Source organism: Nocardiopsis sp. NRRL B-16309, assembly GCF_001279585.1.
In the GTDB taxonomy this organism is placed as follows: Bacteria; Actinomycetota; Actinomycetes; order Streptosporangiales; family Streptosporangiaceae; genus Nocardiopsis.
This window is the reverse complement of sequence record NZ_LGEC01000058.1, coordinates 176,066-196,253: the sequence shown is the minus strand read 5'-3', so window position 1 is coordinate 196,253 and position 20,188 is coordinate 176,066. Positions and strand designations below refer to the sequence as shown.

Genomic DNA, 20,188 nt, shown 5'->3' with positions numbered 1-20,188 from the left:
AGTGAGGGCGTGACAGTGGACAAGACGGACAGGCCGGAGAAGGCCGTGCGGGTCTCGCCGCGCGGAGCCGCCACACGCAGTGCTCTGCTGAGGGCGGCCGCCCAGGTGTTCCGCACCGTGGGGTTCGCCAAGGCGGGCGTGAGCGAGGTCGTCTCCGTCGCCGGTGCGAGCGTCGGCAGCCTGTACCACCACTTCACCGGCAAGGCCGACCTCTACCTCGCGCTGTACGAGGAGTTCCAGCAGCGCCAGCAGGAGCGCACCCACCAGGCGGTGGTGGACGCGCGGGCCGAGGGTGAGAGTGATCCCACACGGCTGATGAACATCGCCGCCCGCGCCTACCTGCTCGGCAGCATCGAGGAGCGCGACACCGCGCGGCTGTTCTTCAGCGGCGACGGGCCTCCCGGTTTCGACTACCAGCTCCGCGCGCGGCTCACCCAGTGGAGCGACCGCAACGTGGCCCTGTTCCGCAAGGCCGACGAGCCCGTGGACGAGGCACTGCTCATCGTGGTGAGCGGGGCCATGCTCCTGGCCGTGGCCGAGGTGGTCCGGCGCGACGACGCCGACGCGCGCAGGCTCGCCGACGACATCACGGCGCTGCTGTCCCAGTTCGAGCGCCGGTCCTGACCGACCCGGGGCGGGAACTCGGACACTCCCTAGCGGCACCCCGGATCAGAGGGGTCGCGGGCCTGGGGCAAGCTGGGAGCTGTCATGAGTGAGTACAGCCGGTCCAACGCCACCTTCAAGAACTACGCCATCTCCCTCGGGATCCTCGTCGCGATCCTGCTGGCCATGGCGTTCGTGGTCGCCACGCGCCGTGGCGAGCACATCCCCTCCGTGGACTACCGTCCCGACATCGACGTGCTGCGCGAGGCCGCGGACTATCCGGTGACGGTGCCCGACGAGGACCTCGTCGACCAGGGGTGGACGCCCACCAGCTCCATCCTCGACGTGACCGGCCCCGTGCACTGGAGCGTGGGCTTCGCCACGGCCGAGGACAGCCACGCCCGGCTCATCCAGAGCGACGACGACCCGGCCAGCGTGGTCTCGGACAGCGTCGAGGACGCCGAGCCTGTCGGCACGGTCGCCGTGGGCGGCCGGGAGTGGGAGCACTACGACTCCGCGGACTGGGGCGCGCTGGTGCTGTTGGAGGACGACGTGACGCTGGTGGTGGCCGGCAGCGCCGACGTGGACGAGCTCGCCCACCTGGCCGGGGGCCTGACGACGGACCCGGCGGGATCCGACTGACCGCGCCGGTCCGTCCTCCTCCCCGGGCGGCGGACGGACCGGGGGCACGCACGAAGGGGACCCGCGCTCGGCGCGGGTCCCCTTCGTGCGTGCCGGGTGCTACTCCGCGCGCAGGTCGCGGCGCAGCTCCTTGGGAAGCGAGAAGGTCAGGGTCTCGTCGGCGGTGGTGACCGGGCTGACGGAGCCGTATCCGTGCGCGGCCAGCTTGTCGAGGAGTTCGCGGACCAGGATGTCCGGGACGGACGCGCCGCTGGTGACGCCGACCGTGGTCACGCCCTCCAGCCAGGCGTCCTCCATGAGGGAGGCGTTGTCGATCAGGTGGGCGGCGTCGGCGCCGGCGTCCAGCGCGACCTCCACCAGGCGGACGGAGTTGGAGGAGTTGTCGGAGCCGACCACGATGACCAGCTCGCACTCCGGCGCCATCGCCTTGACCGCGTCCTGGCGGTTGGACGTGGCGTAGCAGATGTCGTCGCTGGGCGGGTCGAGCAGGTTCGGGAACTTCTTGCGCAGGGCGTCGACGGTCTGGGTGGTCTCGTCCACCGAGAGCGTGGTCTGGGAGAGCCAGGAGACGTTGTCGGGGTCGCGGACCTCGACCTTGTGCACCTCGTCGGGGCTCTCGACGATCTGGATGTGCTCGGGAGCCTCACCGCTGGTGCCCTCGACCTCCTCGTGGCCGATGTGGCCGATGAGGATGATGTCGCGGTCCTCGGAGGCGAAGCGCTTGGCCTCCTTGTGCACCTTGGTCACGAGCGGGCAGGTGGCGTCGATGGTCTTGAGCTGTCGCCGTTCGGCCTGTTCGTGCACGGCGGGGGAGACCCCGTGGGCGGAGAAGACGACGATGGCGCCCTCGGGCACCTCCTCGGTCTCCTCCACGAAGATCGCCCCGCGTTCCTCCAGGGTGCGCACCACGTGCGTGTTGTGCACGATCTGCTTGCGCACGTAGATGGGCGCGCCGTACTGCTCCAGGGCCTTCTCGACGGTGATGACCGCACGGTCGACACCGGCGCAGTAGCCCCGGGGGTTGGCGAGTAGCACACGGCGTTGATTCGTCGCAGTCGTCGTCGCAGTCATGTGTCACATCCTAGGTGCGATGAACGGTCCGGTGTGCGGGTGTGGGCGAGGGCACTGAAGTGGGCATACCCGACGGATCGGCGGTCAGGGTCACGGTACCGTGACGGAGCGTGCTCGTTTCCGCTTCGACGTGGCGAAATCGTTCACTTATCCCCTGCTCATGGTGTTCCTCCCTCCTCTATCCTGGTTCACCATCACATCTGTTATAGGCGGTTCGCCCTCAACTCGGCCTTGCCTGGTTTGCTGGACGCGCGCCGCTGGCCCAACCGCCGAGATCATCAGGAGCCCCCGTCCTATGTCGAACCCGACGATCGCCACGAAGCTGAAGACCCTGGTCCAGGGCATCTTCGGCCGAAAGGAGCCGGTCACCTCCACCGTTTCCGCCCCCAAGGACGAGGACACCGCGTCCACGGCCCAGGCGGCCGAGACGGTCGAGTCCCCCGCCGCGACCACCGACGAGGCCCCCACCGCGTCGGCCGTGGCGGAGGACGCCGAGAAGAAGGACGAGGCCGCCGAGGCCGCCGCCGAGCCGGCGGCCGAGGAGAAGAAGGCCGACGAGAAGAAGGCCGAGGAGCCCGAGGCCGCGGGCTCCACCACCGAGGACACCTCCGCCGAGGGGGCTTCCGCCGAGGAGTCCTCCACCGGGTCCGCCGACGAGGCGCCCGCCGCGAACGCCGAGGCGGTCGAGGCCGCGGAGGTCGTCGAGGCTCCCGAGGAGGTCGCGGCCGCCGAGCAGGCCCCGTCCGGGCAGAAGTCCGCCAAGCCCGCCCCCGCGGTGGACGTGGAGAAGGACGGCGCGGCGATCGCCGAGGAGCTCGCCGTGGCCGAGGCCCACACGGAGGTCGCCAGCGACGAGGTGCTCGCGAAGGTGCGCAAGGGCGCCGCCCCCGCGGCCGAGGACCTGGCCGTGCCCACCTACGACGACCTCACCCTGCCGTCGATCCGCGCCCGACTGCGCAAGCTCACCATCGAGCAGGTCCGCGACCTGCGCGCCTACGAGGTCGCCCACCAGGGGCGCCCCGAGTTCATCAAGATGTACGACAACCGCATCGCGAAGCTGGAGTCGGGCGAGTAGACCGCCCCTCCCACGCGCGTACCGAGCCCTCTTCCGGACGACCTCCGGCCGGGGGCTCGGCCGCGTTCGGGTCCCGGTTCGGGCGCGCTCGGGAACCCTTCGGCGGCTTCGGACGTCTACCCTGCTGACGGGGCGTACCACGCGCCCCTCGTGCGAAGGGCTCCTCATGATGAAGCGACCTCTGGCCGCCGCGGCCGTGCTCGCCGCCGGATTCTGGGTGACCGGCTGCTCGGTCGACCTGCCCTGGGGCGACGGCTCGGTGTCCGTGGACGAGGACGGGGTCAGCGTCGGCAACGGCGACGGCGAGGTCTCCGTCGACTCCGAGGGCGACCCGGCCGTCAGCGTGGACGGGGACGGCTCGCTCACCATCGCCAGCTCCGAGGGCACCGTGACCGAGGACTGTGAGGGCCGTACGGTCAACGTGACCGCCAGCGCGGGCGAGGTCGTCCTCAACGGCGCCTGCGAGCGGGTGAACGTCCTCGGCAGCGACATGATCGTGCACGTCGGCAGCGCCGAGACCATCAACGTCGTGGGCGCCGACAACACCGTCCACCACGCGACCGGCGAGCCCTCGGTCATCGACGTCGGCACGAACAACGAGATCTCCGCCGGCGGCGACGCGCAGTCCTGAACGAGGCCGGGGCGCGCCGCCCCGGCCGACGCGTCCCCTGGCGCGGCGGGCGTCGGATGAGCTGGGCTGTCGTAGCGCTGGCCTAGGCTCGGGTGTCATGGGCATGGAGAGTTCCGCCGAGGCGCCGCAACCGGTCAGAGTCGTCCTCAACGCCGTCGGCCAGTGGATCGGCCGCCTCGGCCGGATCTGGGTCGAGGGCCAGATCGCCGAGCTCAACCGGCGGGGCCGGATGGCCTACATCACGCTGCGCGACCCCGTCGCCAACGTGTCCGTGCGCGTGGTCTGCCAGACCTCGGTGCTGGACGCGCAGAGCCCGCCGCCCGAGGCGGGCGCCCGCGTGGTGGTGCACGCCAAACCCGACTTCTACGAGGTGCGCGGCACGTTCTCGCTGCGCGCCCTGGAGATCCGCCACGTGGGCCTGGGCGAGCTCCTGGCCCGCCTGGAGCAGCTGCGCCGCACCCTGTCCGCCGAGGGCCTGTTCGAGGCCGCGCGCAAGCGCCCGCTGCCCTTCCTGCCCTCCACGGTCGGCCTGGTCTGCGGCCGCGACTCCGCCGCCGAGCGCGACGTCCTGGAGAACGGGCGCCGCCGCTGGCCCGCCGTGCGGTTCGAGGTGCGCCCGGTCGCCGTGCAGGGCGACCGCGCCGTGCGCGAGGTGATGGAGGCGCTCAGGGACCTGGACGCACGCCCCGAGGTGGACGTCATCATCATCGCGCGCGGCGGCGGCTCCCTGGAGGACCTCCTGCCCTTCTCCGACGAGGCGCTGGTCCGCGCCGTCGCCGAGGCGGGCACACCGGTGGTGAGCGCGATCGGCCACGAGCAGGACGCGCCGCTGCTGGACTACGTCGCCGACGTGCGCGCCTCCACCCCCACGGACGCGGCCAAGAAGGCCGTGCCCGACGTCGGCGAGCAGTTGGAGCTGGTCCGCCAGCTCCGCGACCGGGCACGGCGCGTACTGCGGGGGGCCGTCGACCGCGAGCTGTCCTGGCTCCAGGGCATGCGCTCGCGTCCGGCGCTCGCCGACCCGGTCCGCGAGATCGACCGGCTCACCGAACAGGTCGTGGACCTGCGCGACCGCGCGCGCCGCAGCCTGACCGTGGCGCTGGACCGCTCGGCCGACGGACTCGCCCACACGCGCGCCCGCCTGCACGCGCTGTCCCCGGCCACCACGCTGGCCCGGGGCTACGCCATCGTGCAGCGCGAGGACGGGTCGGTGGTCCGCTCGGCCGCCGAGCCCGATGTGGGGGAGGAGCTGCGGATCCGCTTCGCCGAGGACAGCCTGTCCGCGACCGTGACGGCCGTGCACCCCGCCGGTGCCGGTTCCGACGGCGGAGCGGCCGGACCAGTCAGCGGAGCAGACGGCGGGCCCGACGGCGGGTCCGACGCGGCCGACGGCGGAGCGGCCGGACCGGTCGACGAAACCGAGAGCGGATCAGGCGGATCCGACGCCACCACGGATGACACCGGGCGGTAGTCCCGGGCGCGCAGCCACGGGGACACCGGCCTCCGGGCACCGACACCACCCGGCCCAGCCCGGGACACCCACCCACCGACGGACGGAGCAGAGATGGCCGACAAGGGCGCAGCCGAGCCGAAGCAGAGCTATGAGGAGTGCAGGGAGGAGCTGACCGACGTCGTCCGCCGGCTGGAGTCCGGCGGCCTCAGCCTCAAGGACTCCCTCGCCCTGTGGGAGCGGGGCGAGGAGCTGGCCAAGACGTGCGAGCACTGGTTGGAGGGGGCCCGCGCCACGATGGCCGCGGCCATGGACGAGCGCCGTGGTGAGACCTCCGAGGACGAGGACACGCCCTTCTGAGGCAGGGCGCGCGGAGGGCCGGCGCGGGGGAGGCGCGGCGAGCGCGTCGGGGCGGCCTGGGAGCGGGACCGGCGGCGCCCGTCCGCTACCTGCGGCCGTTGAGCTCGTCGCCCAGTTCCCGGATGTTGCCGGGCAGGCCGCGGAACACGCTGATCACCAGGACGAGCGCCGTCCCGAGGAACAGCCACGGAGCGACCTCGGCGAGGCGGGACGCCAGCCCCAGCAGCAGCACCCGCGCGAACCCCTCGCTGCCCAGGGCGAGCACGGCCTCCGCGGCGACCACGGAGGCGAAGAAGGCGATCGGCGGACTCACGGACAGTGACAGCAGGTCGGTGGGGCGGACCAGCGCCGCGGTCAGCAGGCAGGCCAGGGTGAAGGCCACACCCGGCGGGGCCGAGGTCTCCGTCCAGTGCGCGACCATGGTCCCGGCGAAGCTGCTGAGGATGATGAGCAGGATGCCGCCGCGACCGGTCAACCGGGGTGGCCGCCAGGGGGACGGGGCCGTGTGCGGTCCCGGCGCTCCCTGCGGTGCCTGGGGACGCGCGTCGGCGCGCGTCGCCTGTCCTGCGGCTGGTCCGTTGTGGCCGCGGTCCTGCGTTCGCACGAAGTACGGGGCGCGTCCGGGTACCGGACCGTCCGTCTTGCGCTGAGGCACGACCGTACGCCTCCCAAGTTTGTTACTCACGGTATTTAGTGTGTCACTTCTAGTGAGGATCCCTCGACTTCTCCGGGGATCGTGTCGTCATTTCGGCTACTTGACCCCTTCCGCGCCGAACACTCCACCCTCACCCTTGGACGCCGGGATGCGCCACCCCGGTTCTGGTGGAAACCGGGCAGTCCGCCCCCGCGGGCCGCGCGGCGGGCGTGCGTCACCGTCCGTGAGCGTCTTCGGTTCCGGGGTTTTGGGTCGAGCCGTTGGGCCCATTTTCTACTCGCCGAATGTCGTCGACCGGGGGCGTGTCCATGTCGGTCAGCTCGGGGGCGGCGGTGGTGCGGGGCCTGTCCTCCACTCCGGTGGGCCGGTCCAGCTCGCCGTCCACCAGGCCGATCTCGTGGAACCGCCGTGCCGTCACCAGTACCCGGTTCTCCAGTGATCCCACCGTCTGGTTGTAGGCGCTGACCGTGCGGGTCAGGGCCCGCCCGAGCCCCTCCACGTGGCCGCCCAGGGTCGAGAGCCGGGAGTGCAGCTGTTTGCCCAGGTCGAACACGGCCCGGGCGTTCTCGCTCAGCGCCTCCTGCTGCCAGGCGTACTGCGCCGTGCGGAGCAGGGAGATCAGCGTCGTGGGGGTCGCGATGTGCACCCGCCGGGCCATCGCGTGCTCCAGCAGCCCCGGGTCGTACTCCAGCGCCGGCGCGAGGAAGGCCTCGCCGGGGATGAACAGCACCACGAACTCCGGAGCCGGGGTGAACGCGGCCCAGTACGACTTGGCCGCCAGCTGGTCCACGTGGGTGCGCAGCTGCCGTGCGTGCGCGCGCAGCCGGTCCTCGGCGGCCTCCTCCGCCCGCGCCTCCACGGCGTCCAGGTACGCGGCCAGCGGCACCTTGGAGTCCACGACGATGTTCTTGCCGCCGGCCAGGCGCACCACCATGTCGGGGCGCCGCGAACCGTCCCGGGTCGCGGCCTGCTCCTCGAAGTCGCACTGCGCGCTCATCCCCGCCAGCTCCGCCACCCGGCGCAGCTGGAGTTCGCCCCAGCGGCCCCGGGCCTCGGGGCGCCGGAGCGCCGTGACCAGGGACTGCGTCTGGTCCCGGAGCCGTTCGGAGCCCTCGCGCACGGTCTCGACCTGCTTGGCCAGCTCCGCGTGGGCCGCCGCCCGTCCGGCGTCCACCTCGCGCAGCTGGGTCTCCACCCGGTTCAGCGTCGCGGTGAGCGGTTCCACCATGCGCTCCACCGCGCGGCGGCGCTCCTCCAGGTCGCCGTCGGCCGCGGCGCTGACCGCGCGCAGCCGCCCCTCGGCCAGTTCGAGGAAGCGCTGGTTGGTCTGGTCCAGCGCCTGCGCGGAGAGCGCGCGGAACCGGTCGGCGAGCTGTTCCTCCACGTAGGCCGCCCGCTCCTCGGCGGCGCGTGCGTGGGCCCGTGCCTCGGCGTCGCGCCCGCGCGCGAGCATCCATCCCACGGCCGCACCGATGGCCAGTCCGATCAGGAGCATGAGTACGAGTACGAGGCCGTCCATGGCGCTCCATGGTGTCAGTCCGCGGCCCCCGAGGGCCTCTCGCCACGCAGGGTGGGGAGAACCCCTCTCATATCGGACACCTCCGCGACGTCCTTCACAGACCGAGGTTATTCGTTTAAGCTACGAGTTAGCCGAGTGATCGGTAGGGAAACCCGGTTTTACAGCGACCAGCCGCAAGGGCTGTCGACGAACGGAGAGACATGACCGCACCGACGGACGACGCCGCCCGCGCACGGCGCGTCGACGAGGCCCTGGCCGCACTGGACCTGGAGGGCAGGGTCCGCCTGCTCTCCGGTGACTCCATGTGGTCCATCGCCGCCAACCCCGCCATCGGCCTCGGCCGCCTGGTGATGTCCGACGGCCCCGTGGGCGTGCGGGGCGAGCGCTGGACCCCCGACGACCCCTCGATCCAGCTGCCGAGCCCCACGGCCATCGCCGCCACCTGGGACCGCGGCCTGGTCCGCGAGGTCGGTCGCCTGCTGGCCCAGGAGGCGCGCCGCAAGGGCGTCCACGTCCTGCTGGCCCCGGCGGTCAACATGCACCGCTCGCCGCTGGGCGGGCGCCACTTCGAGACCTTCTCCGAGGACCCCTACCTCACCGGCGAGATCGGCACCGCCTACGTGCTCGGCGTCCAGGACGGGGGCGTGGGCACCACCGTCAAGCACTTCGTGGCCAACGACTCCGAGACCGACCGGTTCACGGTGGACGTGCGGGCCGACGAGCGCACGCTGCGGGAGATCTACCTCGCGCCCTTCGAGAGCATCGTCCGCGGGGCCCGCCCCTGGGGAGTGATGGCCGCCTACAACAAGGTCAACGGCGTCACGATGACCGAGCACACCGAGCTGAACTCCGTGCTGCGCGACGAGTGGGGCTTCGACGGGTTCATCGTCTCGGACTGGACCGCGGCCCGCGACACCGTCCGCGACTGCCTGGCCGGCCTCGACGTGGCCATGCCCGGCCCGAACACGGTCTACGGCCAGCACCTGCTCGACGCGGTCCGCGACGGCCGGGTCCCGGAGAAGGCCGTGGACGCCCTCGCGCGGCGCGTCCTGCTCCTGGCCGCCCGCGTGGGCCTGCTGGAGGGCGCCGACCCCGTGGTCGCCCCGCGGGACCGGCCCGCCGGGCTGGACGGCCGGGCCGTCGCCCGCGAGGTCGCCACCCGCTCCTTCGTCCTGCTGCGCAACGAGGGCGCGCTGCCCGTCGAGCCGCGGAGCGTGGACCGCGTCGCGCTGATCGGCCTGGCCGCCTCCGAGGCGCGCACCAGCGGCGGCGGCAGCGCGAGCGTGTTCGCCGAGCGCACGGTCTCGCCCCTGGAGGGCCTGCGCGCGGCGCTGCCCGACGGCGTCGAGCTCACCTACGCCGTGGGCACCGACCCCCGGGCGAGCCTGCCCGCCGTGGAGGCGCCGATGACGGCCACCTTCCACGCCGCCGACGGCCGGGTGCTCGCCCGCGAACCCCTGCCGGACGGCACCGCCCGCTGGATCGGGGAGCTCCCCGAGGGCGTCACCAACGCCGAACTCGACCGGATCGAGGTCAGCGGGGACTTCGTCCCGGCCGCCTCCGGGGACCACGTCTTCGGCGTCTCGGGCGCGGGGCGGTACCGCCTCACTGTGGGTGAGCGGGTGCTCTTCGACGGGGACCTCGACTTCGAGGGCGACGACCCGGCCGCCGCCATGTTCGACCCGCCCGCCACCACGGCCGTCATCCCGCTCACCGAGGGCGAGAAGGTGAACGTGCGGGTGGTCAAGGCCCACCAGGACCTGGGCATGGGCGACTTCGCGTTCATCGGCTTCACCCTCACCCACCGCGCGCCGATGGCCGGTGACGACGAGCTCATCGAGGAGGCGGTCGCCGCCGCCCGTGACGCGGACGTCGCCGTCGTCGTGGTCGCCACCACCGCCGACGTGGAGTCGGAGGGCTTCGACCGGTCCACCCTCACCCTGCCCGGCCGCCAGGACGAACTGGTCGCGCGGGTCGCCGAGGTGAACGACCGCACGGTGGTGGTCGTCAACACGGGCGCCCCGGTGACGATGCCCTGGCGCGACGACGTTTCGGGCATCCTGCTGACCTGGTTCGGCGGCCAGGAGCTCGGCGGCGCGCTCGCCGACGTCCTGCTCGGCCGCCGCGACCCCTCCGGCCGCCTGCCCACCACGTGGCCCGCCCGCGAGGAGGACGTGCCGGTCCTGGGCGTGGCGCCCGACCAGGGCGCGCTGGACTACGCCGAGGGGGTCTTCGTGGGCTACCGGGCCTGGGACCGGGCGGGCGCCGAGCCCGCCTTCTGCTTCGGGCACGGGCTCTCCTACACGACCTGGCGCTACGACGCCGTCCACGTCGACCTCACCGACGGGGACGACCTGGCGGTGGTCAGGGTCCGGGTGACCAACACCGGAGACCGCGAGGGCCACGAGGTCGTGCAGGCCTACCTGGCCCCGCGCGAACCGGGCGGCCGGCCCGCGCGCGTCCTGGCCGGATTCGCGACCGTGCGCGCGGAGGCGGGGGCCTCCGCCGAGGCGGAGGTGACCGTGCCCCGCTCGGCCGTGCGCCGGTGGGCGGAGGACGCCGACGAGTGGGAGTTCGTCCCGGGCGGCTACGACCTCCTGGTCGGCCGCTCCAGCGCTGACACCCGCCTGACCGCACGCATCGAACTCGCCTAGCGGGGGAGGGACCGGTGTCGGCCTCCCCCTGCGGTGTGCGGTGGTCGGCCGTCCTGGGCACTGTGCGCGGTCTCCGGGCACGCCGAGGGCGTTCGCCGCGGGCCGGTCCGCTAGCCTCGCCTCCATCGCCCGGGAACCGCCACGACGCGGCCGAGCCGCCCGGCAACGCACGGAGAGAGCATGTTCACCGGCCTGAGCGCCTTCCCACTGACCCCGCTGGACGACGACCGCTTCGACGAACGGGCCTTCACCGGGCTCGTCACGCGGCTGGTCGAGGCGGGCGTCGACTCCATCGGCGCGCTGGGATCGACCGGATCCTTCGCCTACCTGGACCGGGAGGAGCGCCGCCGGGTGGCCCGGGCCGCCGTGCGCTCGGTGGGGGACGTGCCGGTGATCGTCGGTATCGGCTCGCTGCGCACCTCCCACGTGCGCGCCCTGGCCGAGGACGCCCAGCGGGCCGGTGCGGCGGCGGTCCTGCTGTCCCCGACGAGCTACCAGAAGCTCACCGACGAGGAGGTGTTCGGGCTCTACGAGGACGTCACCGCGGAGCTGTCGGTGCCGCTGGTGGTCTACGACAACCCGGGCACGACGCACGTCACCTTCTCGAACGAGCTGTACGCGCGCGTCGCCGCGCTGCCCAACGTGGCCGCGATCAAGATCCCGCCGGTTCCGCCGAACCCGGCCGCCGCCCGCGAACACGTCGCCGCGATCCGCGGGGCCGTGCCCGACCACGTGAGCATCGGCGTCTCCGGCGACGGCGCGGCCGCCACCGGGCTGGCCGCCGGCTGCCGGGCCTGGTACTCCGTGGTGGGCGGCACCGTGCCCGGCGCCGTGCTGCCCCTGGCCCGCGCCGCGCTCGGCGGTGACACCGCGACCGCCGGGGCCGAGTCGGAGCGGCTGCGGCCGCTGTGGGACCTGTTCGCCGCCCACGGCAGCCTGCGCGTGACCGCCGCGATCGCCGAGCACCTGGGGCTGGTCGCCCCGCACTGCCTGCCGCGCCCGGTCCTGGGCCTGGGCGCCGCCGACCGCGAGCGCGTGGCCCGCCTGGTCGGAGAACTCCGCCTGGCCTGAACCCCGCCGGTCCGCCCGCGGGCTGACCGGGCGGGTGTGTCGACGGCTCGGGGCCGGGGAGCGCGAGGCTTCGCCGACGCGTCCGCGCGGGGCTCAGGTGTCGCGGCGGACCAGGACCGGCGTCCACGGGGACAGGTGGACCTCCGTGCGTTCCGTGACCGCCCGGATGATCTCCCCGGCGGTCGCCTCGATGCTCTGGGGTTCGAGGCGGACGCTGGTCAGCCGGGGCCGCAGCATCCGGCACAGCATGACGTCGTCCGCCCCCACCAGCGCGGTCTGGTCGGGCACCCGGACACCCGCGTCCTGAAGCGCTCCCAGGAGCAGCCCGCTGAACTCGTCGTTGTAACCGAACACCGCCTCCGGCAACCCCTCGTCGAGCCAGGTACGGACGACCTCGGCGGCGCTCTCCGGCGACCAGTCCATGTCCTGGGAGCGCACGGTGGCTCCGGCCGGGCCGACGGCCTCCTGGAGGCCCCTCAGGCGCAGCGTGCCGATGCGCCGGAGCACGTTGCCGCGCGGCACGACGGCCGCGAGGTCGCGGTACCCGCGCCCGAGCAGGTGCTCGCCCGCGCGGGCACCGACGCCGACGTCGTCCATGTTGAGCGTGGACACGCCCTCGCCCTTGACGGCCTCGGCGGCCACGCCCGTCGCGATCACCTGGATGTCCGACTTGCGCAGCAGTTCGATGCCGGCCGGTGTCAGCCGCTCGTGCTCCACGATGACGGCGCTGGGGCGCATCGCCGCCCACGTGCGCGCCGCCTTCACACCCCGGTGCCGCTCGCCCCCGTACTGGAGCAGCGTGTACCCCATGTCGCGCAGCCGCAGCGTGAGCTGGTGGTGGAACTCCGCGGCCAGGGGGCCGTGCACGACGTCCATCTGGACGTACAGCACCAGATCGCTGGACCCCTTCCGCAACGACCGCGCACTCGCGTGCGGCACGTACCCCAGTTCGTCGGCGATGGACCGCACCCGGGTCCTGGTGCTCTCCGGGATGCGGGAGCCCGGGGCGTCGTTGAGCACGTACGAGACGGTCGCGGTGGACACTCCGGCGCGCTTGGCGATGTCGGTGATGGTCGCGGGTCGGGGGCGGATCGAAGTCATGCGGCTATCTTGCCCTGCCTGCCGGGGAGTCCGGTGTCCGGGACCGATCCCGGTGTGAACTCCTGATGTCGAATGTATTGACAAGGTTAAACGCTTAACCTAGCTTAATCGCATAACCGGAGCCTGAACAGGCATTTCCTCGTGGGTTCACACCAGGGAGAACCAGATGTCCGAAAATCCCTCCCCCCTCTCGGACGCGGAGCAGACGACCCCGACACCCTCGGGCCGACGCAGCATGCGGCGCCTCCTGCCGATGCTGGGCGTGGGCAACCTCGCCGTCTTCGCCTTCTACCTGGGTATCGGGGCCGTCCTCCTGCCCCTCCAGGTGCAGGCCCTCACCCCCGGCGACGAGCAGGCCGCCGTCGCCAACCTCGGCGTGGTGTCCGGCATCGCCGCCGTCTTCGGCACGGTCTTCAACCCGATCGGCGGCGCGCTGTCCGACCGCACCCGGTCGCGCTGGGGACGCCGCAACCCGTGGATCCTCGGCGGCGCGGTGGCCGGGTTCCTCCTGGTGTTCGTCCTGGGCTACGCCGACTCCCTGCTGATGATCGTCATCGGCTGGTGCCTGGCCCAGGGCGCCATGAACCTGCACCAGGCGGCGCTCACCGCCGTCATCCCCGACCGCGTCTCCCCAGGGATGCGCGGTACGGCCGCCGCGTTCATGGGCGTCGCGCTCTCCCTGGCCGGAGTCGTGGGCACGGGGCTGGCGTCCCTCTTCACCGCCCGTCTCCCGATCGGCTACATCGTGCTGGGCGGGCTCGTCGTCGCGGTGGCGGTCCTCATGACCACGCTCACCCACGACCCCCGCGGCGACGAACTGCCCGAGCGGGGCGCGGTGGCCTCCGCCAGCCCCGCGGCCGCCTTCGGACGGTTCCTGTCCGCGCTGTCCCACCGCAACTTCGCCCTGGTCTTCGTCGGGCGGGCGCTGCTCTTCCTCGGCTACTTCCTCATCCTCGGCTTCCAGTTCTACCTCTTCGACTACTTCATCGAGCTGCCCGCCGGGATGGAGCCCGCCGCCGCCGTCACCGTGTTCACCATGGTCACCGCGGTCGGCACGATCGTGGTGACCGCCGTCGGCGGGCCGCTCTCGGACCGCCTCGACCGGCGCAGGCTGTTCGCGCTGGTCGCGGGCTCCGCGTCCGCGCTGGCGATGCTCATCCCGTACTTCGCTCCGACCTGGGGCGGGATGCTGGTGTTCGCCGTCGTCAACGGCGGCGCGTTCGGCTGCTTCATGGCCGTGGACACCGCCCTGGCCACGCTGGTCCTGCCCAACGACGCCGACGCCGCGCGGGACATGGGCGTGCTCAACATCGCCGCGGCCGGGCCGCAGATCATCGCCCCGTTCATCGCCTCCGCGATCATCCTGCACCTCGGCGGCTACGGGTCCCTCTTCCTCGTGGGATCGGCGGTGGGCCTGCTGGGCGCGCTCGCCCTCGTCTTCGTCCGCGGTGTCCGCTGACCTCCCTTCCGCCGACGGGCGGACCCGGGCGCCCCGCCTCCCCGGCCCGCCCCCGACCGTTCCTCAGGAGACCTTCATGCGACTCAACACCTACGAGGCCGGAACCGGCCCGCGCACCGCACTGCTCGTCCACGGCGCCATGTCCGACCACGGGACCTGGCACGCCGTCGAGGCCGACCTCGTCGACCGCGGCTACCGCGTGGTCGGGGTGGACCTGCGCGGCCACGGCCGCAGCCCGCGCGGCGAGTACACCGTGGCGGCGCTGGGACAGGACCTGGTGGACACCCTGCCCACCGGCGCCGACCTGGCCATCGGCCACTCCATGGGCGGCCTGGCGCTGTCGCTGGCCGTCGAGCACCTTCGCCCGGCCCGCGCCGTGTACTCCGACCCGGCCTTCCAGTTCGGCTCGGTCACGACCGCGGCCACCGGCGCCATGCGCTCGATGGTCGAGCGGGCCACCGCCGAGAGCGTCCGCGCCATGAACCCCCGCTGGAGCGACGCCGACATCGCGGCCGAGCTGGCCGGGTTCGCCGCCTTCGACCCCGCGTTCTTCGACGTCATCGACGAGGCCTCGGCCGGGGACCGGCTTCCGGCCAAGGCCGTGGTGCCCTCCCTGGTCCAGCTGGCCGACCCCAGCTTCACCGTCGACGCCGACGGCGCCCGCCTGCTGGCCGAGCGCGGATTCACGGTCCGCGTGGTGCCGGGCGCCGGGCACTGCGTCCACCGCGACGACCTGCCCGGCTTCCTCGCCTCGCTCGACGGCTGGATCTGACGACGGCCACCCCCCGAATCCCCCAGAAAGGCACGACCATGCCCCCTCGTACGTCCCCGCGACACCTGGCCGCCCCGGCCGCCCCGATCCGCTCGGCCGCGCTGACCGCCTCGGCCGCCCTGGCGGCCCTGACCCTGCTCGGCGCCTGTGCCGCCGACCCCGACCCCGCTCCCGACCAGGACGCGGGGACGGGTGCGGACTTCCCCGCCGCGTCCCTCGACGGACTGCGCGTGCTCCTGGCCAACGACGACTCGATGCAGGCCGGCGAGGAGGACGGCTCGGACGGCCTGGGGCTGTACGAGCTGCGCTCGGCGCTGTGCGCGGCCGGCGCCGACGTCGTGGTCTTCGCGCCCTGGGGCTACCAGTCGAGCATGAGCAGCGCGATCTCGCACAGCGGCTCCTTCGGCCTGGGCGCGCACCCGGGTCCGCCCGAGGAGTACGCCGGGGACTGCGCCGACGCCCCGAGCGGCGGAGCGGTCCACGGGGTCTGCGTCGCCGACGGCCCCTGCGAGGACGACTCGCCCAGTGCCACGCCCGTCGACTCCGTCACCTTCGCCCTCCACCACGGGCTCTCCGAGCTGGTCGGCTGGGACGGGCCGCCCGACCTGGTGGTGTCGGGGGTCAACTCCGGCCCGAACGTGGCCTCCCAGATCGCCAACTCCGGCACGGCCGGGGCGGCGTTCGCGGGCCAGGGCGCGGGCGTCCCCGCGATCGCGGTGAGCGCGGGCCTGGACGAGGACTTCACCGTGGCGCCGCGGACGTACACGGCCGCCGCGGAGTTCAGCACCGATCTCGTGGCCCGACTGGTCGGGTCGGACCTTCTGACCAGCGATTACATGATCAACGTCAACCACCCGCACGCGCCGGACGGCGCACCGGGCACCGACGTCCGGTGGACGCGGGCGGGGACCGGAACCGTCCTGATCCCCGAGTTCACCGGACAGGACGCCTACGAACTCGGCGTGCGGGTGTGCGAGCCGGACACCCCGGGCTGTGTGCCCGAGACCAGCGCGGACGCCGACAGCACGGCGCTCCTGGCGGAGGGCGCGGTCTCGGTGAGCGCGCTGACCGCCGACCGCACCTACGCCTCCGGCGAGGACCCCGCCGAGGTGGAGCGGCTGGCGGAACTGGTGGCCGCACTGGGCGGCTGAGGCGCCGGGACCCCTGGCCCGCGCCGGGTCCGTTCCCGGGCCCGTTCCCGGGCCCGGCGCCCGGAGGCCGGAGACCACGCCCGGGTGCCCGGAGGCCCGGGGCCGCCCGGGTGCCGGGGGGACCGCCCCGGGCACCCGGCGCCAGGTACCCGGCAGGGGCCGGGAGCCGGCCCCTGCCCGCGGCGTCACGACAGCGCTGGAACGGGGGAGCAGCGGTCGAGCGCCGCGCGCCAGGCGTCGACGGAGGACCAGAATTCGGCGGTGGCCGGCTCCGGGGCGAACATCCACATCCGCTCCCAGGCCGGTGACGCCCGCCCGGAGATCTCCGACACGGGAACGTAGGGCCGTGGCCCGCTCACCGGGTACCAGGTGTATTCCAGCGGTTCGAGCAGGGCCATCAGGCGCTCCTCGACACCCCGGTCGGGGCGGACCTTCACCAGCATCCACGGCCGGTACCGGCGCAGCACCTCCAGGCCCCCGGCCACCACGTCGGGCTCGGTCCCGGCGGTGTCGACCGTCAGCACCGCCGGGACGACGGCGGCGCGCTCGTGCCACCGCGACAGTGTGGCCACGTCCACCGTGACGTGGGTGAGGTCGGTCCGCGTGGAGTGCACCAGCCGGTTGCACATGTCGTTGTGCGCGGCGCGCCGAAGGTGGGTGGTGCCGTTGTGGTTGCTCAGGGCCAGTTCGACCACGGTGAACCCCAGTTCGGCGGTGGCGGAGACCACCCGGGCGGCCGAGGCGATCTCCGGCGTCGGCTCGAACGCGAAGACCGGGCGGCGCGAGCGCGCCGCGGCCAGGGCCGCGTACACCCCGATGCCCGAGCCGACGTCCAGGGCGGCGCCCGGCCGCGTGTGGTCGAGCATGGCCAGGAAACAGGCCAGACTGTCCGGTTCGTGCCGCGCGAGCCCGAACTCGGCCAGGCGCCGGGGCACGGTGAGGTCGCCGGACAGCTCCAGGGTGAGGCTGTCGGGACCGTGGCGGCGCTTGTCCGTGTCCAGCCGGGGCAGCGCGACGGTGAACCGGCGGCTCCGCGGCGGCACCCGGGCCGGATCCAGTCCGCCCAGGCGTCTGGGCAGGTGGACACGGACGCGCCGCGTGGCGAAGCGGATGAGCGGGTAGCGCCGTACGAGTGCGCGCAGTTGGTCGGTGACCACAGTTGCCTTCCCCCCAAGGAACCAGTGCCGCCCGCACGGTCCGAGGCCGGCGGACTCCCCCTGGGCCGCCGGGATGCCGGACGCCGTGGCGTTCCGGTTCCCTCATCGGTCCTCGCGCGAGGCGGTCGGCCGTCCGCCGACGCCCCGTCCCTCCCGTACCGGCGGCCGTACGTTCACCGGTCGGGCCGGGGAGTGCGCGGCACCCCGGGAGGCACCGCGCGGCATCGGCCCCGGGCCTCCGGCGGTCGTCCAAACCTACTCTGCGTAGTGTTGTCGGCGCAGCGCGTTTCGACGATTGGCCCCGCTTTCCGACCTGTACGGACCGGCCGACCCGTTGGTCCGCATAGACTCTGACCTTGTGAGTCTGACTATCGGGATCGTCGGCCTGCCCAACGTCGGCAAGTCCACCCTCTTCAACGCCCTGACCAAGAACGACGCTCTGGCCGCGAACTACCCGTTCGCCACCATCGAGCCCAACGTCGGGGTGGTCGGGGTGCCCGACCACCGTCTGGCCAAGCTCGCCGAGATCTTCGGGTCGGCCAAGGTGCTCCCGGCCACCGTGGACTTCGTCGACATCGCGGGCATCGTGCGCGGCGCCTCCACCGGTGAGGGCCTGGGCAACAAGTTCCTGGCCAACATCCGGGAGAGCGACGCGATCTGCCAGGTCATCCGGGCCTTCGAGGACGCCGACGTCACGCACGTCGACGGCGACGTCGACGCCTCCCGGGACATCGAGACGATCAACACCGAGCTGATCCTCGCCGACCTGCAGACGCTGGAGAAGGCGATCCCCCGGCTGGAGAAGGACGCCAAGCGCAACGCCAAGGACAAGGACGCCCAGGAGCTGCTCAAGGCGGCCCTGGAGGCGCGCGAGATCCTGGACGGCGGCGTCTCGCTCTCGGTCGCCGAGGGCGTGGACCTGGACCGGCTGCGCGAGCTGAGCCTGCTCACCGTCAAGCCGTTCATCTACGTGTTCAACCTCGACAGCGACGAGCTCTCCGACGAGGCCCTGCGCGCCAAGCTGCAGGCGCTCGTCTCCCCGGCCGAGGCGATCTTCCTGGACGCCAAGATCGAGGCCGAGCTGGCCGAGCTGGACGACGACGAGGCACAGGAGCTCCTGGAGTCCATGGGGCAGACCGAGTCGGGCCTGGCGCAGCTGGCGCGGGTCGGCTTCGGCACCCTGGGCCTGCAGACCTATCTGACCGCCGGGCCCAAGGAGGCCCGCGCCTGGACGATCAAGAAGGGCGCGACCGCGCCCGAGGCGGCCGGGGTCATCCACACCGACTTCCAGCGCGGCTTCATCAAGGCCGAGGTGGTCTCCTACGACGACCTCGTGGCGCACGGCGACATGCAGTCCGCCCGTGCCGCGGGCAAGGTCCGCATCGAGGGCAAGGACTACGTCATGTCCGACGGCGACGTCGTGGAGTTCCGCTTCAACGTCTGAGCGGCAGGAGCCGGTGCGCCCGGATCGCGGAACGCGGCGGGGTTCCGGTGCGATGTGTGATCGAAGCGCCGGTCAACCGCGGCGCGTGCTCGTCGGTGCGGCCATCGGGACGAACGTACGGTCGCCGGACGTCGCGACGGAGTCGAGGAACGCCCCTGCGAGCGAGAGGGTGCGGGCCACGCCGTTGTTGCCCTGCCGACGCGCGACGCGTGGTCCGAGCCGTCGCAGGAAGCGGGTGCTCGCGGGCAGGGGCCGCATGAACAGCGTCACCGCCGCGATCCGCCCCTCCTCGTCGAGGTCCACGAACTGGGCCTCGTTCATCGCGAGGCCGTCCACCCGCGTCTCGGCGAGGAGCACGGCCCCCGATTCCACGCGTGCCGTCCGGACGTAGCGGGTCGCGGTGACGACCTCGAACACGTCGCGCAGGAGGTCGACGACCTCGTCCCTGCCGCGGAACACGAACTGGTCGGTCAGGGGCGAGACGATCACGGCGTCGTCGGCGAGCGCCACGCGAGCCGCCTCGGCATCGCCGTGCTCGCCGGCCCGGATCCACGCCGTCAGAGCCGCGTTCATCGTCAGGTCCTTCCTCGGGATAGGTGCTCGGCGATGACCGCGGTGCCGGGGGCCGCGCGCCCGCCGGGCCCGGGCCGTGCGGTGAGGGACTCGGACGTGATCGGTGAGCCGCACGCGTCGCAGGAGACACGGGACTCCAGCGGCGCACCGCAGTCGTGGGTGAACTCCAGCGGGGCCTCCCCGCCGCTGCGCCACCGGTCGCCCCACTGCGTCAGAGCGACGAGGATCGGAACGAGTTCCCGGCCGCTGTCGGTCAGCGTGTACCGCACGCGCCGCGGGCGCTCGCGGTACTCGGCTTCGTCGAGGATCCCTTCGCGGACGAGGAGGGCGAGGCGGTCGGTGAGCAGCGCGCGGGAGATGCCGAGGTCGCGGACGATGTCGTTGAACGTGTCGACACCGAGGAACACGTCGCGCAGGATCAGCGGTGTCCAGGTGTCGCCGATGACGTCGAGGGACCTGGCGAGCGAACACGCGAACTCGGCGAAGCGGCGGCGTGACATGCCTTCACGCTACAGAGTTCAGTTGCTGAACTCAATGCCTCGGCCCAATGGGAGCCGAGCGACCCGAGGACGGCGGGGGAGCGGGGTGAGGCGACCGGTCTTCGAGAGCCACGGTGCCTCTCGGCCGATCCGAGCGGTTCCACCAGGCGGCGGGTCCCGAACTCGGTCGTGTCTCCGTGCCGCGCTGATCGGCCCGGTCGCACAAGGAAGTCGCACAAGGGACCCGACATGGTGACCTGTTCACCCGAGCGCTCATCCGTAAGCCGTGTGATCCCACCGCGGCCGAACGCGAGCACCCTC

Annotated in this window: 19 protein-coding genes; 12 read left to right on the top strand and 7 right to left on the bottom strand. The window is 72.9% G+C overall.

What is annotated here, in order from left to right; genetic code table 11:
- Window positions 1-15: 15 nt before the first annotated feature.
- Entirely contained in the window at window positions 16-624 is a 609-nt protein-coding gene (locus ADL05_RS07510; protein ID WP_053616133.1) for a TetR/AcrR family transcriptional regulator, read from the top strand.
- Window positions 625-708: 84 nt separating this feature from the next.
- Complete coding sequence (locus ADL05_RS07505) at window positions 709-1,245, top strand: DUF4245 domain-containing protein (RefSeq protein ID WP_053616132.1); 537 nt, start codon at window positions 709-711, stop codon at window positions 1,243-1,245.
- Window positions 1,246-1,344: 99 nt separating this feature from the next.
- On the opposite strand, the gene ADL05_RS07500 is transcribed toward ADL05_RS07505, so the two are convergent.
- Window positions 1,345-2,316, bottom strand: a complete 972-nt coding sequence (locus ADL05_RS07500; protein WP_082376180.1) for a 4-hydroxy-3-methylbut-2-enyl diphosphate reductase — start codon at window positions 2,314-2,316, stop codon at window positions 1,345-1,347.
- Window positions 2,317-2,611: 295 nt separating this feature from the next.
- Between ADL05_RS07500 and ADL05_RS07495 the strand changes: the two genes are divergently transcribed.
- From ADL05_RS07495 to ADL05_RS07480, 4 genes are all read left to right on the top strand, one after another.
- Window positions 2,612-3,391, top strand: a complete 780-nt coding sequence (locus ADL05_RS07495) for a hypothetical protein (protein WP_053616130.1) — start codon at window positions 2,612-2,614, stop codon at window positions 3,389-3,391.
- A gap of 166 nt (window positions 3,392-3,557) precedes the next feature.
- On the top strand, window positions 3,558-4,022 hold the full coding sequence (locus tag ADL05_RS07490; protein ID WP_231640648.1) for a DUF3060 domain-containing protein: 465 nt from the start codon (window positions 3,558-3,560) through the stop codon (window positions 4,020-4,022).
- Window positions 4,023-4,119: 97 nt separating this feature from the next.
- Window positions 4,120-5,493: an exodeoxyribonuclease VII large subunit gene (gene xseA, locus ADL05_RS07485; protein WP_082376179.1), complete on the top strand. Its 1,374-nt coding sequence runs from the start codon at window positions 4,120-4,122 to the stop codon at window positions 5,491-5,493.
- 93 nt (window positions 5,494-5,586) lie between these two features.
- On the top strand, window positions 5,587-5,832 hold the full coding sequence (locus ADL05_RS07480; RefSeq protein ID WP_053616129.1) for an exodeoxyribonuclease VII small subunit: 246 nt from the start codon (window positions 5,587-5,589) through the stop codon (window positions 5,830-5,832).
- A gap of 85 nt (window positions 5,833-5,917) precedes the next feature.
- On the opposite strand, the gene ADL05_RS07475 is transcribed toward ADL05_RS07480, so the two are convergent.
- Entirely contained in the window at window positions 5,918-6,487 is a 570-nt protein-coding gene (locus ADL05_RS07475) for a DUF6542 domain-containing protein (protein WP_053616128.1), read from the bottom strand.
- Window positions 6,488-6,701: 214 nt separating this feature from the next.
- Entirely contained in the window at window positions 6,702-8,006 is a 1,305-nt protein-coding gene (locus ADL05_RS07470; protein WP_082376178.1) for a DNA recombination protein RmuC, read from the bottom strand.
- A gap of 200 nt (window positions 8,007-8,206) precedes the next feature.
- Here ADL05_RS07470 and ADL05_RS07465 point away from each other — a divergent pair, with 200 nt between their 5' ends.
- Window positions 8,207-10,660 carry a glycoside hydrolase family 3 protein gene (locus tag ADL05_RS07465; protein WP_053616127.1) on the top strand — a complete coding sequence of 818 codons (2,454 nt, stop codon included), beginning with the start codon at window positions 8,207-8,209 and terminating at the stop codon, window positions 10,658-10,660.
- Between the two features lie 180 nt (window positions 10,661-10,840).
- A complete protein-coding gene (locus ADL05_RS07460; protein ID WP_053616126.1) occupies window positions 10,841-11,731 on the top strand; it encodes a dihydrodipicolinate synthase family protein in 891 nt (296 codons plus the stop codon).
- A gap of 93 nt (window positions 11,732-11,824) precedes the next feature.
- Here ADL05_RS07460 and ADL05_RS07455 read toward each other — a convergent pair whose 3' ends face one another.
- On the bottom strand, window positions 11,825-12,832 hold the full coding sequence (locus ADL05_RS07455) for a LacI family DNA-binding transcriptional regulator (protein WP_053616125.1): 1,008 nt from the start codon (window positions 12,830-12,832) through the stop codon (window positions 11,825-11,827).
- A 166-nt stretch (window positions 12,833-12,998) separates the two neighbouring features.
- Between ADL05_RS07455 and ADL05_RS07450 the strand changes: the two genes are divergently transcribed.
- The 3 genes from ADL05_RS07450 to ADL05_RS07440 all read left to right on the top strand — a co-directional run bounded on the left by ADL05_RS07450 (window position 12,999) and on the right by ADL05_RS07440 (window position 16,214).
- The gene (locus ADL05_RS07450; protein WP_053616124.1) at window positions 12,999-14,291 is read left to right on the top strand and encodes an MFS transporter; all 1,293 of its coding nucleotides are present in this window, start codon (window positions 12,999-13,001) and stop codon (window positions 14,289-14,291) included.
- A gap of 76 nt (window positions 14,292-14,367) precedes the next feature.
- The gene (locus ADL05_RS07445) at window positions 14,368-15,063 is read left to right on the top strand and encodes an alpha/beta fold hydrolase (protein ID WP_053616123.1); all 696 of its coding nucleotides are present in this window, start codon (window positions 14,368-14,370) and stop codon (window positions 15,061-15,063) included.
- 38 nt (window positions 15,064-15,101) lie between these two features.
- The gene (locus tag ADL05_RS07440; RefSeq protein ID WP_082376177.1) at window positions 15,102-16,214 is read left to right on the top strand and encodes a 5'/3'-nucleotidase SurE; all 1,113 of its coding nucleotides are present in this window, start codon (window positions 15,102-15,104) and stop codon (window positions 16,212-16,214) included.
- A gap of 185 nt (window positions 16,215-16,399) precedes the next feature.
- Here the strand turns inward: ADL05_RS07440 and ADL05_RS07435 are convergent, their stop codons facing one another.
- Complete coding sequence (locus tag ADL05_RS07435) at window positions 16,400-17,371, bottom strand: FkbM family methyltransferase (protein WP_053616122.1); 972 nt, start codon at window positions 17,369-17,371, stop codon at window positions 16,400-16,402.
- Window positions 17,372-17,729: 358 nt separating this feature from the next.
- On the opposite strand from ADL05_RS07435, the gene ychF reads away from it, so the two are divergent.
- Window positions 17,730-18,815 (top strand): redox-regulated ATPase YchF, encoded by a 1,086-nt coding sequence (gene ychF, locus ADL05_RS07430; protein ID WP_053616121.1) that lies wholly within the window; start codon window positions 17,730-17,732, stop codon window positions 18,813-18,815.
- Between the two features lie 72 nt (window positions 18,816-18,887).
- Here the strand turns inward: ychF and ADL05_RS07425 are convergent, their stop codons facing one another.
- Window positions 18,888-19,388, bottom strand: a complete 501-nt coding sequence (locus ADL05_RS07425; protein WP_053616120.1) for a nuclear transport factor 2 family protein — start codon at window positions 19,386-19,388, stop codon at window positions 18,888-18,890.
- Window positions 19,389-19,390: 2 nt separating this feature from the next.
- Complete coding sequence (locus ADL05_RS07420; protein ID WP_053616119.1) at window positions 19,391-19,888, bottom strand: helix-turn-helix domain-containing protein; 498 nt, start codon at window positions 19,886-19,888, stop codon at window positions 19,391-19,393.
- Between the last annotated feature and the right edge of the window lie 300 nt (window positions 19,889-20,188).